This is a genomic window from Phytohabitans kaempferiae (assembly GCF_042433955.1).
In the GTDB taxonomy this organism is placed as follows: domain Bacteria; phylum Actinomycetota; class Actinomycetes; order Mycobacteriales; family Micromonosporaceae; genus Phytohabitans; species Phytohabitans kaempferiae.
Genome location: NZ_JBHLUH010000061.1, coordinates 1 through 13793 on the forward strand (window position 1 = coordinate 1; position 13793 = coordinate 13793).

Here is a 13793-nt window from a genome sequence, read left to right on the forward strand (position 1 = left end):
GCTGGCTGACTTCGGTGTGGTTGGTGATCTGTTCAAGGTCGTCCCCCAGGCGACCGAGGAGATCCGCAAGCGTAAATAGCGGGCGTAGATGTCACAGGCCGGGCCGGGGAACCTCCCCGGCCCGGCGCGTCTCTCCGCGCCGCCTACCGGGCCGAGCGGTGTTTCGACGTGAGCATGCGCAGGGCCAGTTCTCCGTACTCCTCGGCGATGTCGTGGGCGGTCCAGTCGCCACCGTCGCGATACCAGCGCGCCCGTGGTGGTCCGCACGCGCTTCGCCGGCCGCTCGCCGCGATGCGCGGTCAGGCGCCGGACAACGCCGGATCGACCTGCTCGTGCCGAGCCGGCGGGCGCTGCTCGCCGCGCCGGACGCCGGCGTACGCGAACTGCAGGAAGTCGGAGACGGTGACCGCCGTCAGGGCCGTGGCGGCGAGCCGGGTGGCGCGGGGCGCGAGCACGAGACCGCCGGTGAGCGCGCCGGCCACCCACACGGACATGCAGAACGGGCAACTGACCAGCTCGCCCACCGCGTGCCGCGTGGTGCCGCCGTCGCCGCGCACCTCCTCGTGCAGTTCGGCGTTGCCGGCTGGGCCCTGGTAGCGGGTGAACGGCGCGCGCAGCGGGCTGGTGACCGCCTCCTTGGTGAGCAGCCGGCTCAGCTTGTGCGTCGCGATCGACACCAGCGCGATGTCGGCCGGCGCGGGCCGGTGCGGCAGGCTCCGGCCGGTGGCCCGTACGAGTCCGGCGAACGTCGCGGCGGCGGCGGTGAACACGGCCATCGAGGCGAGGTAACCCGTGAGCGGGCGGTTCTCGCGGGGAGCGTACCTGCGCCCGATCGCGGCGGCGCGCCCGCGCAGCCCCGTGGTGGTCGCGGCTGGCTCGTTCATGGTCACCCTCTGTCCTGGCCTGGTAACGGCCCGGGCCTGGTCGCGGCGCGGCCGGAGACCAGACAGGTTTGCCCTGCCTGGAACCTGCCAAACTCGCCGGCGCCGGTACCGGCCAGGTGCGGCCGGGAGGCCGGGGAAGCCGCGGATGACCGGCGGTGGTGCGCCCAGGCGCTGATTCCGGCGGCGCCGACGCGGCCGGCCCGCGGCGGTTCAACCGGATCGGCACGGGTATCGCGTACCGCCGGCGGGAAGGCGGCCGGGCGAAGAAGGTGACGGCAGCAAGGGAAGCGCTCTGGATGGCAAACTCCTCTGGAACGCGGTCGCGGCCCCGGGGGTCGCCGGCGAAGGTTGACATCGCCGTCATACCGCCACCGAGGTCACACCGTGTGGCGGTGCTCTACGCGACCCTGGGGGCGGTCCACGTGGCCGCTCTGGCGGTGCACAGCCAGTGGCTGGAGTCGGTGACCAAGCCGCTGCTGGTGCCGGCGCTGGCGCTGTACGTGATCGCGGCCTACCGGGAGCGCGGCACGCGGGTGAGCCGCCGGTTGCTGCTGTCGCTGGCCCTGGCCTGCGCCGGTGGCGTCGCGCTCCGGGTGGAGGGGGCCGCTGGGCTGATCGTCGGCATGGTGTTCTTCCTCGTCGCGTACACGATCTACGCCGCCGAGTTCATCCGCTCGGGCGCCGTCCGGCGCCTGCGGCGGTGGCCGCGCTGGCTCGTCCCCATCGGGTACGGCGGAACCGTCGCCGCCGCCATGGTGTGGCTCTGGCCGGGGCTCCGGGAACACGGCGTCGCCCTGCCGATGGCTGGCTACGCCGCGCTGATGGCGCTGATGGCGTCGGCCGCCACCACGTGGGGTTGGCGCGTCGGGCTGGGCGCGGGCCTGCTGGTCGCATCGGACATCCTGATCGGCATCGGCCTGGCCGGGACCGTGGACGTGCCGGGCCGGTCGGCGCTCGTGATGGCCACGTACCTGCTGGGCCTGCTCCTGGTGGTCGGCGGCTGGACCGTCCGCGCGGGCCTGCCGGCACCGGCGGGGAGCGGCCTCAGGTAGCCACGGTGTTGCCGCCGTGAAACCGGGTCCGGCGATTCGGCACCGGCGGTCACCGCGTCCGTCGTCGGCGTGACCCGCCGCGCGTACCGGATCTCCCAGCTCGTCGCGCGACCCTGACGATCAGCTGTCGTCGAGCCGCTGGCGCAGGCCGGCCGCCTCACGGGCGGCCTGCCGGGCCAGGGCGTGGTCGCCGAGCGCGGCGTGCGCCTCGGCGAGGGTGTCCAGGCCGGTGGCGAGCCAGTGCGGGGAGCCGAGCCGGCGCCAGATCGCGACCGCCTGCCGGGCCCGGTGCAGCCCGGCTCGGGGGCGGAAGGCGGCGAGCTGGGCCACCGCGAGGGCCCACAGCGCGCCGGCCTCGCCCCACAGGTTGGCGAAGCTGCGCTGCTCCCACAGGCAGCGGGCCAGCAGCAGGCGCGCCTCGCCGTGCCGGCCCAGCCGTACCCACATCTCGCCGAGCCAGCCCGCCGCGTGCGCGGCGGCGAGTCTATCGCCGAGGTCTTCGCTGATCTGCCGGGCGCGTTGGAAGCGGTCCGCGGCGTCCGCGTGTCGGTGCCGCGCCCGGGCGAGGTGGCCCAGGCAGCGTTGCGCCTGCGCTTCGCCGGGGCGGTAGCCGGCCTGCTGGCTCAGCCGCAGGCACTCCTCGAAGTGTCCTTCGGCTTCGGCCAGCCGGCCGCGTTCGAGGTGGACCGCGCCGATGCCGCTCGTCGCGTACACCAGGCCGTTGAGGTTGCCGGTACGCTCCGCCAGCTCGCGGGCCCGGCCGAAGGCGGACAGCGCCGCCGGGTACTGGCCGCGCAGCCGGTAGAGGTATCCGAGGCCGGCGGCGGCCGCGGCCTCGTACTCGGGGTCCTGGTCGGTCCCGCCGGCCTGGGCCGCCTCGAAATGCGCGATCGCCTCGGGGTAGCGGTCCTGGATGCTCTCCAGCTCACCGAGTCCGCGGTGCAGCTTGACGGCGGTACGCCGGTCGCCGGCGCGGACCGCGGCGGCGAGCGCGCGGCCCTGCACCTGCCGCCAGTCGTCGAAGCGCGTGCCCACCTGGAAGGAGGTGGTCAGCGTCGCGGCCAGGCAGCCGGCCAGGCCGGTCGCGCCGGCGTCCAGTCCGTCGTCCACGATGGACACCAGGAAGCCGTGTTCCCGTTCGAACCAGGCTCGCGGGTCGGCGGTGAGGCGCTCCACGTCGGCCCGGGCCAGGCTCCAGCGCGCGAGCCGGTGCCGGGCCAGGCCCAGGAAGTCCGCCGACAGGCGCGCGTCGGCTCGTTCGGCCAGGGCCAGGCTGGCGCCGACCAGCCGGCGGATCGCGGCGGTGCGGGCGTGCGCCTGCTCGCCGGTGGACGCCTGCTCCCGGGCGAACGCCCGGACGAGGTCGTGGAAGCGGTACCTGGTCTGCCCCGACGCCGCGACCGGTTCGACGAGGTGCACCGAGACCAGCTCGTCGAGTACCCGTCCGGTCTCGTCGAGCGGCGCGTCGAGCAGCGCGGCGAGCGCCCAGGCCGGGAAGTCCCAGGCCCGCAGCAGACCCAGCCGGCGTACCGCCGATCGGGCCTTCTCGGTCAGCCCGCGGTATGTCAGGTCGAGGCTGGCGCGCACCGCCAGGTCGGCCACGGCCAGCTCGTCGAGCCGGTGCGCGGCCGCCTCCAGCCGGTCGGCCAGCTCGCCCACCGGCCGGCCGGACCGGGCCTCGAGCCGCGCGCAGGCGATGCGCAGGGCGAGTGGCAGGTAGCCGCAGAGTGCGGCGAGCCGCGCGGCGTCGGCCGGTTCCGCCGTCACGCGTGCCGGGCCGGTGACCTGTTCGAGCAGCGAGACGGCGTCGCCGGGGGAGAGGAGACCGAGCGGGAGCCGGACCGCCTCGGCCAGGCCGGCGAGCACGCCCCGGCTGGTGACCAGCGCGGCACAGCCGGGCCCGCCCGGTAGCAGCGGGCGTACCTGGGCGAGGGAGGCGGCGTCGTCCAGGATCACCAGTATCCGGCGCCGCGCCACCAGCGACCGGAACAGCGCCGCCGCCTCGGCCTCGCCGTCGGGCGCGGACGCCGGCCGCACCCCGAGCGTGCGCAGGAACCGGCCGAGCACCTCGACCGGGCGCAGCGGTTCGAGGCCCGGCGTGGCTCCGTGCAGGTCCACGTAGAACTGTCCGTCCGGGAACGCGTCCGCGCACTCGTGTGCGGCGGCGAGGGCGAGGGCGGACTTGCCGACGCCGGCGACGCCGTCGATGGCGACCACGACCGGGCCGTCGTGCGCGCCGCCCTGGAGCGTGCCGGCGAGCCAGGCCAGTTCGGTATCGCGCCCGCACAGTGGGCGCGGGCGGGCCGGTAGCTGCCTCGGCGGTGTGCCGTCGGAGGCCTGGCCGCCGGTCGCGGTCCAGGTCAGGCTGTCGTCCGCGCGCAGGATCTCCTGGTGCAGGCGGCGCAGCTCCGGACCGGGCTCGGTGCCCAGCTCGCCGGTGAGCAGCGTGCGCAGTTCGGCGTACGCGCCGAGCGCCTCGCCGTACCGGCCGGACCGGTACAGGGCGAGCATCAGGAGCTGCCAAAGCCGCTCGCGCAGCGGATGCTCCTTCACCAGCGCACGCAGCTCGGTGACCACACTCGCCGGCTGCCCAAGGTCGAGCCGGGCCTGGGCCCACTGCTCGGCCACGGCCAGCCGGCGTTCCTCCAGCCGGAGCACGATCGCCTGGAGGGCCGGCCCGTAGGCCATGCCGTCCAGCGCCCGCCCGCGCCACAGCCGCAGCGCCTGCTCCAGCCGGTCGGCCGCCGCCGGCAGGTGCCCCACGCGCAGCGCCTGCTCGCCCTGGGCGGCCAGCTTGTCGAACCGCTCCAGGTCGAGCTCGCCGGGGTGCACGTTGAGCTGGTAGCCACCGGCCCGCAGGGTGTGCAGCCGGGAGCCCTGCTCGCCCGGGACCTGGAGTACCCGGCGCAGGCTGGCCAGGTACATCCGCAGGTTGGCGCCGGCGGCGGCAGGAGGCTGCCACCACACGGATTCCACCAGGTGCTCCGTCGACAGCGCCTCGTTCGTGGACAGCAGCAGCGCGGCCAGCACGGTGCGCTGCTTGGGCGCGCCGATGTCCAGGCGTTCGCCCCCGTGGGAGACGTCCGGCCGGCCCAGTACCCGGAATTCCACCGCGACCCCGTTCCTCCCCTGCCCGGTCCCTACATGGTCCGGTGCCGCGATGACAGGACGCTGCCATCCGCGTGAAAACCGTGGTGGTGGCAGCCATCCTGGTCAGACGCGTATCGACGGATGTTACTGCTGCCACTACGGGTTCGCTACGGGAAGCGGGGGCATCGCAACACATCACCCGCGGGCGTGGACCGGGCGGTGGGTGCTGTGGTGGTGTCGGCTAGACCCTCGTGATCCGCACGGCATCGGCGATGACGTAGTCGGTGCCGGTCGTCCAGCGGCTCACGGCCACGATGTCCTGGGCGCCGGAGTTGAACGAGAACGTACCAAGGTTGCGCCACGCACCTCCGCTGGTCTGCTGGTTGACGGAGACGGTCTGGCTGCCGCCGGCCGCGAACACCACGTGCGGGGTCGAGGCGTTGTAGCCGGCGTTCGCGGGATACCACACCTCCAGCCGGTACGTGCCCGCCTCGGGCAGCGTCGCCGAGTAGTAGGCGGCGTCGGACTCGGCCACGGGCGTCGCGTACCGGTAGTCGGCGCCGTAACGAGCCGTGGAGTACGTGGAGGTCAGCCAACTGGCCGAGGCGCGGAAGCCGGCGGACGTGTTGTCGACGATGGTCGACCACGCGGTCGGCGGCGGATCGGTCAGCTTGGCGGCGACCGCCGCGCGCAGCTCGGGGAGCCTCGCGTAGAACGCGTTGCCGGGGCAGCTCGTGGCGACGAAGTCGCGGTGGCCGTAGATCTGGGAGGCGCCGAAGCGGCCCTGCTGGCAGATGTAGGCGCAGAGGTCGACCAGCCGGTCCCACAGCACGGTGGGCGGCAGCAGGGAGGTGTACGTGCCTTCGTTCTCGATGCCGACGCCGACGGTGTTCTGGCCGGGGCAGTGCGCACTCGTGACGAACCCGTTGCCGCTGGTCAGGTGGGAGAGGCTGGTGCGGCGACCCTCCATGATGTAACCGCCGCGGCTGATGGTGAAGTTGTGCCCGGAGTCGGACCATCCGTTGCTGTCCATGTGATAGTTCTGGATGGCTCTGGCAAGCGAGAAGGCGTGCGCCTGCGTGTAGGTGGTGGCGTTCGCGGTGGCCGTGTGGTGGATGATGATCTTGTTGGGTCGGTTCGAGAGCTGGGTCAGCGTGGACGACGGGTTGCGCGCTCCCCAGGTGACACAGGAGGCGATGGTGGGCGCGGCCACGGCTGACGCCGGTGTGGCGAGCAGTGCCGTGGGCAGCACGCTTCCCGCGCCTATCACGACCGTGCCGCGCAGGATGTTTCGCCGCGAGATGTGCATCTGGTCCTCCAGCGGTGATAGGGATGAGCGGGCAGGGCGCCGTTGCCGGCCCGCCACTGATCGACGACTGTCTAAAGCTTGGTGATCCGGACCGCGTCGGCGACGACGTATCCGGCGGTGGATGTCCACCGGCTGACGCCCACGACGTCGTACGTCCCGGCGGCGAGGCTGAACGTGCCGAGGCTCCGCCACTGCCCGCCGTTGACCCGCTGGTCGAGGTTGACGGTGCGGAGCCCGGCGGTGGTGGTCACGACGTGCGGCGCCGAGCTGTTGTAGCCGGAGTTCGCCGGATGCCACACCTCGACGCGGTAGGTGCCGGTCTGCGGGATCGTCGTGGCGAACCAGGCCGGGTCGCTCGCCGCGACCGGGTCGGCGTAGCGGTAGTCGGCGCCGTACCGCTGTGCCGAGTAGGAGGACGTGCCCCAGTTCGGACTCGCGGTTGTCGGTGCGTCCACGATCACGCTGAACGCTCCGCTGGCCGGTCGTACCGTCGCGCCGAGGCTCGGCGTTCCCTCGCGATGGAGCCGGTCGAGGGCGGACACGTAGTAGGTGTAGGTGTTGCCGGGCGCGGCCGTGGGGTCGGTGTAGGACGTCGAGCGCGTCGTCTTGACGAGGTTGGTCGCGTCGGCGAAGAGGCACGGGTCACTGGGCGGTGAGCCGTCGACGCGGTACACCGCGTACTCGTGGGCGCCGCCGGACCACGACAGGCTCACGCCCGTGGCCCCTCGCGTGGCGGAGCTGATCGTGGGGGCGGCCGGCGCGGTGCCGGTGCCGGCGGCCGGTACGAGCGCGGGCCTGGTGTAGTGGTCGGCGACCAGCCGCGTGACGCTGCCGATCCGGTCGTCGAGCACGTCGCCGGCGGAGAAGAAGACATCGCCCCGCACCTGTGGATGCTGGCGGTTGTAGTGGAGGTGGTCGGTCAGCTCGGCCGGGTCCTGCCACGCCGCGTCCTCGCCGGAGGTGCCGGCGCGATAGGCGGCCTGGCCCACGTACAGGTGCACATCCGTGCCGGCGACGACGTCGGCCCACCACGCGGTCAGCACCGTGTAGTCGGCGACGGAAAAGCCGATGTGCCAGTAGATCTGCGGGGTGATGTAGTCGAGCCAGCCCTCCGCGACCCACTTCCGGCTGTCCGCGTAGATCGAGTCGTAGGACTGGAGGCCCGATGTCCGCGAACCCGCCGGGTCGGTGGAGCTGTTGCGCCAGATCCCGAACGGGCTGATGCCGAACCTCACGTGCGGCTTGGCGGCGGCTATCCGCTGGCTCATCTCCCGGACCAGGAGGTCGACGTTGTCGCGCCGCCAGTCGTGGATGCTGCTGAACCGCGAACCGTACTGCGCGTACGTCGAGGAGTCGGGCACGCTCTCGCCGCTGACCGGATAGGGGTAGAAGTAGTCGTCGAAGTGCACACCGTCGATGTCGTACCTGGTGACGGCGTCCATCATGGCGTTCTGGACGAAGGTGCGGACGGCCGGGATGCCGGGGTTGTAGTACATCTTGCCGCCGTAGGTGAACCGCCAGCCCGGGTTGCGCCGGGCCGGATGGCTGGCGGCCAGCCGGGCCGGATCGGCGTGGTTGGCGACGCGGTAGGGGTTGAACCAGGCGTGGAACTCGAGGTTGCGGGCATGCGCCTCGGAGACCATGAAGGCCAGCGGGTCGTAGCCGGGATCGCCGCCCTGGGTCCCGGTGAGCCACTGCGACCACGGCTCGAAGGTCGAGGGCCAGAAGGCGTCGGCGGTCGGCCGGACCTGTACGACGACGGCGTTCATGTTCCGTCGCACGGCCAGGTCGAGCCAGGAGCGGAACTCAGCCTGCTGCGCGGTCCGGCTCAGACCGGTCCGGCTCGGCCAGTCGATGTTCGCGACGCTCGCGATCCACATCGCCCGGAACTGCTGCTTGGGCCTGGCCGGATCGGCCCCGCAGGCGGCGGGCACCTCGGCGGCCACGACATGCGCGGCCGGAGTGGCCACAGTGAGCCCGGCGTACGCCAGGACGGCGACCGCGGCGAGGCGGAACACCTGACGGGCGGGCGGGAACGCGAGTTTTCTCAAGACGGCCTCCCAGGATCGTCGCCGCGACGGGCTACTGTGGACACTCCGGACGTACGTCGATCAGCCCAGCATCGTCACCGTGCCGCGGGCGGCGGTGGCGTAGGAGCAGCCGCTCGTGGGCAGGCTGGTCGCCGCCGGCGGGGTGACCCCGTCGTACACGGCGAGCAGGAAGTTCTGCGGGCACCGGCGCGTGCTGCCGGTGCGGATGCCGAAGTGCAGGTGCGGGCCGGTGGAGTTGCCGGTGTTGCCGGTCGAACCGATCCGCTGCCCGGCCGTGACGGTGGCGCCGCCGGCGACCGACCACGCGGAGAAGTGGCAGTACGTGTAGATCGCGCCGTCGGTACCGGTGAGGTTGATGCCCATCCCGCAACTGCTGTCGTTGATCCGCACGACCGTGCCCGCGCGGACGGCGTACGCCGGAGTGCCCGTGGGCACCGGCAGGTCGATGGCCGGGTAGTCGTGGTGCGGGTCGTCGTACTCGCCGCGGGGGAGTGCGGTGCGCGGCAGCGGCAGCGAGAAGGAGGAGCCGCCGCCGGTGGCCGTGGTGATGCGCACGGCGTCGGCGACGACGTAACCGGTGCCGGTGGTCCAGCGGCTGACCGCGACCACGTCACGCACGCCGGCGGCCAGGGGGAAGGTCCCCAGGCTCACCCAGCGGCCGCCGTTGGCGCGCTGGTTGACGTGCAGCGTCTGGTTGCCGCTGGACGTCGCCACGATGAACGGCGTCGCGTTGTTGTAACCGGGGTCGGCCGGATACCAGACCTCGACCAGGTAGTTGCCGGCGCTCGGCACGTCGAAGCGGTACCAGGCGGGGTCGCTGGTCGTGGTGTCCGGGTTCGCGTAGCGGTAGTCGGCGCCGTACCGCTGGGCGGACCAGGCCGATGTGCCCCAGGCCTCGCCGGCGGTGAACTGCCCAGCGGTGCTGTTGTCCACCACCACGGTCGCCGCGGCGGCGGGACCGGTCGACACCAGCATGGGGCCGGCGACAGCCACCGCCATCGCCAACCACAGCGCGCCGCGACGTCTCATGGGTCCTCCTCTTTGTCCAGGTCATTCGCCGTCTGTGCTGAAGCGCATCGATGGTCACGCACCGCCAGCACAATTTCTGCACATGGCCGGCGGCATTCCTCCCATCGAAGATTTTCTTGACATTAGACCATCGATCTGAAACTTTCTGCCCATGAGGTGGCTCGACCGGGTACGGAAAGTGCTTGGCCGGACGGCGATGCACACGTGGCGCTTCTACGTGCCCGGTCACACGATCTCGTTCATGCCGGTCGACTACGAGTACGGCGAGGGCGTAGACGGCATCGCCGGCCGGCAGCGGGCTGCGTTTCTACTACCTCCAGGTCGAGTACTATCCGGCCGGCGGTATCTCGGTGTTCGAAGACTCGGAGCGTGACGTGACCGACGAGAGCTACACGCCCGCCGGAAACACCACGCAGTAGGAGAGGTGTGGTGGAGGCCCTGGGCGAGCAGGCCGCGCGTCTCGGCGCGCTGGTGCGGCGGTTTCGTCACCAGGCCGGCCTGACGCAGCAGGAGGCCGCCGAGCGCGCCGGGATGAGTGTCGGCGGGCTTCGGGACCTGGAGCAGGGCCGGGTCGAGCGGCCGCGCCCGGCCACGATGCGGCGGCTGGCGGCGGCCCTCGACCTGCCCGAGTCCGCCGCGGCCGAGCTGGACCGGATGCGCCTGCGCGAACCGGCCACCGGGTACGGCCTCTGGCTGGGGGTCCTCGGGCCGCTCACCGTGACGGTGTGGGGCGAGCCGGTGGATCCCGGCTCGACCGGCCAGTCCGCGCTGCTCGGCCTGCTGGCGCTCCAGGCGAACACACCGGTCAGCGTGGACGCCCTGGCCGACGTGGTGTGGGGAGAGCGACCGCCGCCGGCCGCGGCGGAGCTGATCCAGAGCCGCATCTCGCGACTGCGCCAGCGACTGCGGCCACCGGTGCGGGCCGCGGCGCCCGGCACGCCACGCAGGCGTTCCGCTCCGCCGCACACCGGGGCGCCGCCGCCGGCCCCGCCGCTGATCGCCATGAAGGGCGGCTACCAGCTCACCGTCACGGACGAGCAGCTGGACCTGCTGGCGTTCCGCCGCCTGGTCGAGCGGGCCCGGCGGGCCGCCGGGGACGGGGACCACGCCGCCGCCTACACCGGTTACCAGCGGGCGGTGACGCTGCGGCGCGGTGAGCCGCTCGCCGATGTCGCGCCGCTGCGCTCGCATCCGGCCGTGGCCGCCCTGGACCGGGAGTGGCGCCGGGCGGTGATCGAGTACGCGGACACGGCGGCCAGCCTGGGCCGGCACGGCGCGGTGGTGCCGCTGCTGCGGCAGGTGACCGAGACGGGGCCGCTGGACGAGCCGGCGCACGCCCGGCTGATCGCCGCGCTCGCCGGCGGTGGTGAGCCGGCCGAGGCGCTCGCCGTGTACGAGCGGCTTCGCCGCCGGCTCGCCGAGGAGCTGGGCGTCGACCCGGTGCCCGAGCTGCGGAGGCTCCACCAGGCGATCCTGCGCGGCGAGCCGGCCCGCACCGGTCCCGCGCCCGCCGTGCCCGCCGGCCCGCCGGTCGAACCGCCCGCCGCCGGGCCCGCCGGCCCGCCCGCCGTCGCGGCGTTGGCCAGGCTGGATGTGCCGGCCCAACTGCCGATCGAGCCGCCCGCCTTCACCGGCCGGCAGCCGGAGCTCGCCCGCCTCGACGCCGCGCTGGAGATCGCGGCCCAGGGGCGGACCCCGGTCGTCTGCGTCGTGTCGGGCAGCGCGGGAGTGGGAAAGACCGCGCTCGTCGTGCACTGGGGGCACCGGCTCCGGGACCGGTTTCCGGACGGGCAGCTCTACCTCAACCTGCGCGGCTACGGCGCTGACGGCGACGCCGCCGCGTCGGAGCTGGATCCGGACGACGCGGTGCGGGCGTTCCTGGACGCCCTGGCCGTACCCGCCGAGCGGATCCCGGCGAGCCCGGAGGCACAGGCCGCCCTGTACCGCAGCCTGCTCGCCGGCCGGCGGATGCTGGTGGTGCTGGACAACGCCCGCGACGCCGAGCGGGTCCGGCCGCTGCTGCCCGGCTCGCCCGGCTGCCTGGTCCTCGTGACCAGCCGCGACCAGCTCACCGGCCTGGTCGCGGCCGAGGGAGCGCACCCCGTCCCGGTGCCCCTGCTGTCCGCCGCGGAGAGTCGCGACCTGCTGGCCTGCCGCCTCGGCGCCGACCGGACGACGGCCGAACCGGACGCGGTGGACGCGATCATCGAGCGGTGTGCCGGGCTGCCGCTCGCCCTGGCCGTCGTCGCCGCGCGGGCCATCGTCGATCCTGGACAGCCGCTGGAGGCGTTCGCCGCGCAGCTTCGGGACACCGCCTCCTACCTGGACACCTTCGACGCCGGTGACCCGGCCACCACGGTCCGCGTGGTGTTCTCCTGGTCGTACCGCGCGCTCACCGCGCCGGCGGGCCGGCTGTTTCGGTTGCTGGGCCTGCATCCGGGGCCGGACGTGACGGTGCCGGCGGCGGCCAGCGTGGCGGGCGTCGCCGGCGACACCGCACGCGGGCTGCTGGGCGAGCTGACCCGGGCCCACCTGATCGCCGCGCACGCGCCCGACCGGTACGCGTTCCACGACCTGCTGCGCGCGTACGCCGGGGAACTCGCGCACGCGGCGCACACCGAGGACGAGCGGCGTACCGCCGAGCGGCGGACGCTCGACCACTACCTGCGCACCGGGCGTGCCGCGGCCGTACTGCTCGACCAGCACCACGAACCGGACGAGCCGCTGCCGCCGTGCCCCGGAGTGACCACAGTGGAGCTGACCGACCATCAGGAGGCGCTGGCCTGGTTCACGGCCGAGCACCGCAACCTGATGGCCGCTGTCCGGCACGCGGAGAGCGGCGGCTTCGACCAGTACGCCCCGCGGTTCGCACACGTCATGGCCCAGTTCCTGGACCGGCGCGGGCTGTGGCACGACCACGTCGCCGTCCTGCGGGCCGCACTGCGCGCGGCCGAGCGCCTGGCCGATCGGACCGGGCAGGCGGAGGCACACCGCCACCTCGGGCACGCCCACATGCGCGTCGGCCGCTACGGGGAGGCGCGGGCACACCTCGGCTACGCGCTCGACCACTTCACCCAGGCCGGGGATCAGGTCGGCCAGGCCCACACGCACCGCTACCTGGCCCACCTCACCGACCGGCAGGGCCAGGGGGAGCAGGCGCTCGCCCACGCCGAGCGGGCCCTCGCCCTCTACCGGGCCTCCGGCCACCAGCGCGGACAGGCCGACGCGCTCAACGGGGTCGGCTGGCACCTCGCCCTGCTCGGCGACTACGAGCGGGCCGTCGAATACTGCCGGCAGGCGCTCAGCCTCCAACAGCGGCTGGGCGACCGCAACGCCGAGGCCGGCACCTGGGACAGCCTCGGCTACGCGTACCACCACCTCGGCCGGTACGCGGAGGCGGCCGAGTGCTACCGGCGGGCGATCGCGATGAACCGCGACCTCGGCGACCGCTACGACGAGGCGACGAACCTCGTGCAGCTCGGCGAGACCCTGCTGGCGACCGGCGAGATCGAAGCGGCGCGCGACGAGTGGCGGCGCGCGCTCGAGATCCTCGAAGCTCTCGGGCATCCCGACGCGGAGCGGGTCCGCCAGAAGCTCGCCGCCCAGCGGACCTGATGTCCCTAGGCCGGTGGCAGGCGGTAAAGGGTCACCGAGTGCGGCGGGAACGTGGCGGTGAAGCCGCCGGTGCCCACCGAGCGCGTGGACGCCGCCATCGTCACCGAGGTCGGCGCGGCATCGTCGTTGTACGCGGTGTACGACGCCGGCGCCACCTGACGCACCTCGGCCGTGCCGTTGCCGGTGAACCCCTGGACGACCACCTGGGCGGTGATCGCGTCACCGGCGACGGGGGAGCGGTTGACCACCATGAGGTACACCGCGCCGGCCGGGCCGCGGGTCGCCGTGACGTTGAGCTTGTCGTAGCTGTCGGTGGCCGGGGCCGAGCCGACCACACCGGCCCCGGCCAGCGTCGCCAGCAGGATCAGCCCGACGGCCCCGCACCTAGCCGGCTGCCCGTAGCTCCGCTTCGATCTCAGCGACATGCTCCTCGATCAGGGCCAGCGCCCGTTGGGCGGCGGCCAGCGCCTGCCCCGCGCCGGCCGCCGGGTCGAACGGAAGGTCCTCGTCGACGAGCGTCGACTGGTCTCGATCGTAGATGGTCACGGTGGCGCGCCGGCCGTCCCGCATGAACAGCAGCTCGACGACGACGTCGTCGGTGTCCCGCCGCTCCGCGTCGCGGTTGAGCTCGACCCAGCTCCCGTGGATGATCGCCGACTGGACGTGGTCGTGCCGCACCCTGGCCCTCAGGTCGGGGACGGAGGCCCGGAGCCGCTCCGTGAGCCGGTCGGCCCGCTCCTGGACCAGCCGTGCCACCGCATCC

Annotated in this window: 10 protein-coding genes; 2 read left to right on the forward strand and 8 right to left on the reverse strand. The window is 73.5% G+C overall.

All coding sequences use genetic code 11. From position 1 onward, the window contains the following. Positions 1–143: 143 nt before the first annotated feature. Together ACFFIA_RS28930 and ACFFIA_RS28935 are read right to left on the reverse strand one after the other, a co-directional pair. Positions 144–293: a TetR-type transcription factor C-terminal domain-containing protein gene (locus tag ACFFIA_RS28930; protein WP_377257264.1), complete on the reverse strand. Its 150-nt coding sequence runs from the start codon at positions 291–293 to the stop codon at positions 144–146. 6 nt (positions 294–299) lie between these two features. Next, positions 300–884 (reverse strand): DUF1360 domain-containing protein, encoded by a 585-nt coding sequence (locus ACFFIA_RS28935; protein ID WP_377256529.1) that lies wholly within the window; start codon positions 882–884, stop codon positions 300–302. Between the two features lie 392 nt (positions 885–1276). Between ACFFIA_RS28935 and ACFFIA_RS28940 the strand changes: the two genes are divergently transcribed. Beyond that, on the forward strand, positions 1277–1936 hold the full coding sequence (locus ACFFIA_RS28940) for a lysoplasmalogenase family protein (protein ID WP_377256531.1): 660 nt from the start codon (positions 1277–1279) through the stop codon (positions 1934–1936). A 120-nt stretch (positions 1937–2056) separates the two neighbouring features. Here the strand turns inward: ACFFIA_RS28940 and ACFFIA_RS28945 are convergent, their stop codons facing one another. The 4 genes from ACFFIA_RS28945 to ACFFIA_RS28960 form a co-directional block, all read right to left on the reverse strand. After that, a complete protein-coding gene (locus ACFFIA_RS28945; RefSeq protein WP_377256534.1) occupies positions 2057–5047 on the reverse strand; it encodes an AfsR/SARP family transcriptional regulator in 2991 nt (996 codons plus the stop codon). 220 nt (positions 5048–5267) lie between these two features. Next, the gene (locus ACFFIA_RS28950; protein WP_377256537.1) at positions 5268–6335 is read right to left on the reverse strand and encodes a golvesin C-terminal-like domain-containing protein; all 1068 of its coding nucleotides are present in this window, start codon (positions 6333–6335) and stop codon (positions 5268–5270) included. Positions 6336–6406: 71 nt separating this feature from the next. After that, complete coding sequence (locus ACFFIA_RS28955) at positions 6407–8386, reverse strand: family 10 glycosylhydrolase (RefSeq protein WP_377256540.1); 1980 nt, start codon at positions 8384–8386, stop codon at positions 6407–6409. Positions 8387–8446: 60 nt separating this feature from the next. Further along, entirely contained in the window at positions 8447–9415 is a 969-nt protein-coding gene (locus tag ACFFIA_RS28960; protein WP_377256543.1) for a golvesin C-terminal-like domain-containing protein, read from the reverse strand. Positions 9416–9841: 426 nt separating this feature from the next. Between ACFFIA_RS28960 and ACFFIA_RS28965 the strand changes: the two genes are divergently transcribed. Next, complete coding sequence (locus tag ACFFIA_RS28965) at positions 9842–13030, forward strand: BTAD domain-containing putative transcriptional regulator (protein ID WP_377256546.1); 3189 nt, start codon at positions 9842–9844, stop codon at positions 13028–13030. Between the two features lie 5 nt (positions 13031–13035). Here ACFFIA_RS28965 and ACFFIA_RS28970 read toward each other — a convergent pair whose 3' ends face one another. Beyond that, the gene (locus ACFFIA_RS28970; RefSeq protein ID WP_377256549.1) at positions 13036–13455 is read right to left on the reverse strand and encodes an alpha-L-arabinofuranosidase C-terminal domain-containing protein; all 420 of its coding nucleotides are present in this window, start codon (positions 13453–13455) and stop codon (positions 13036–13038) included. Beyond that, entirely contained in the window at positions 13415–13786 is a 372-nt protein-coding gene (locus ACFFIA_RS28975; RefSeq protein ID WP_377256552.1) for a hypothetical protein, read from the reverse strand. Before ACFFIA_RS28975 ends, ACFFIA_RS28970 begins: the two co-directional genes overlap by 41 nt. Between the last annotated feature and the right edge of the window lie 7 nt (positions 13787–13793).

Excerpts from the sequence above, each read along its gene's own strand:
- ACFFIA_RS28935 (WP_377256529.1), bottom strand. The coding sequence starts at position 884 with ATGAACGAGCCAGCCGCGACCACCACGGGGCTGCGCGGGCGCGCCGCC.
- ACFFIA_RS28950 (WP_377256537.1), bottom strand. The coding sequence starts at position 6,335 with ATGCACATCTCGCGGCGAAACATCCTGCGCGGCACGGTCGTGATAGGC.
- ACFFIA_RS28960 (WP_377256543.1), bottom strand. The coding sequence starts at position 9,415 with ATGAGACGTCGCGGCGCGCTGTGGTTGGCGATGGCGGTGGCTGTCGCC.
- ACFFIA_RS28970 (WP_377256549.1), bottom strand. The coding sequence starts at position 13,455 with ATGTCGCTGAGATCGAAGCGGAGCTACGGGCAGCCGGCTAGGTGCGGG.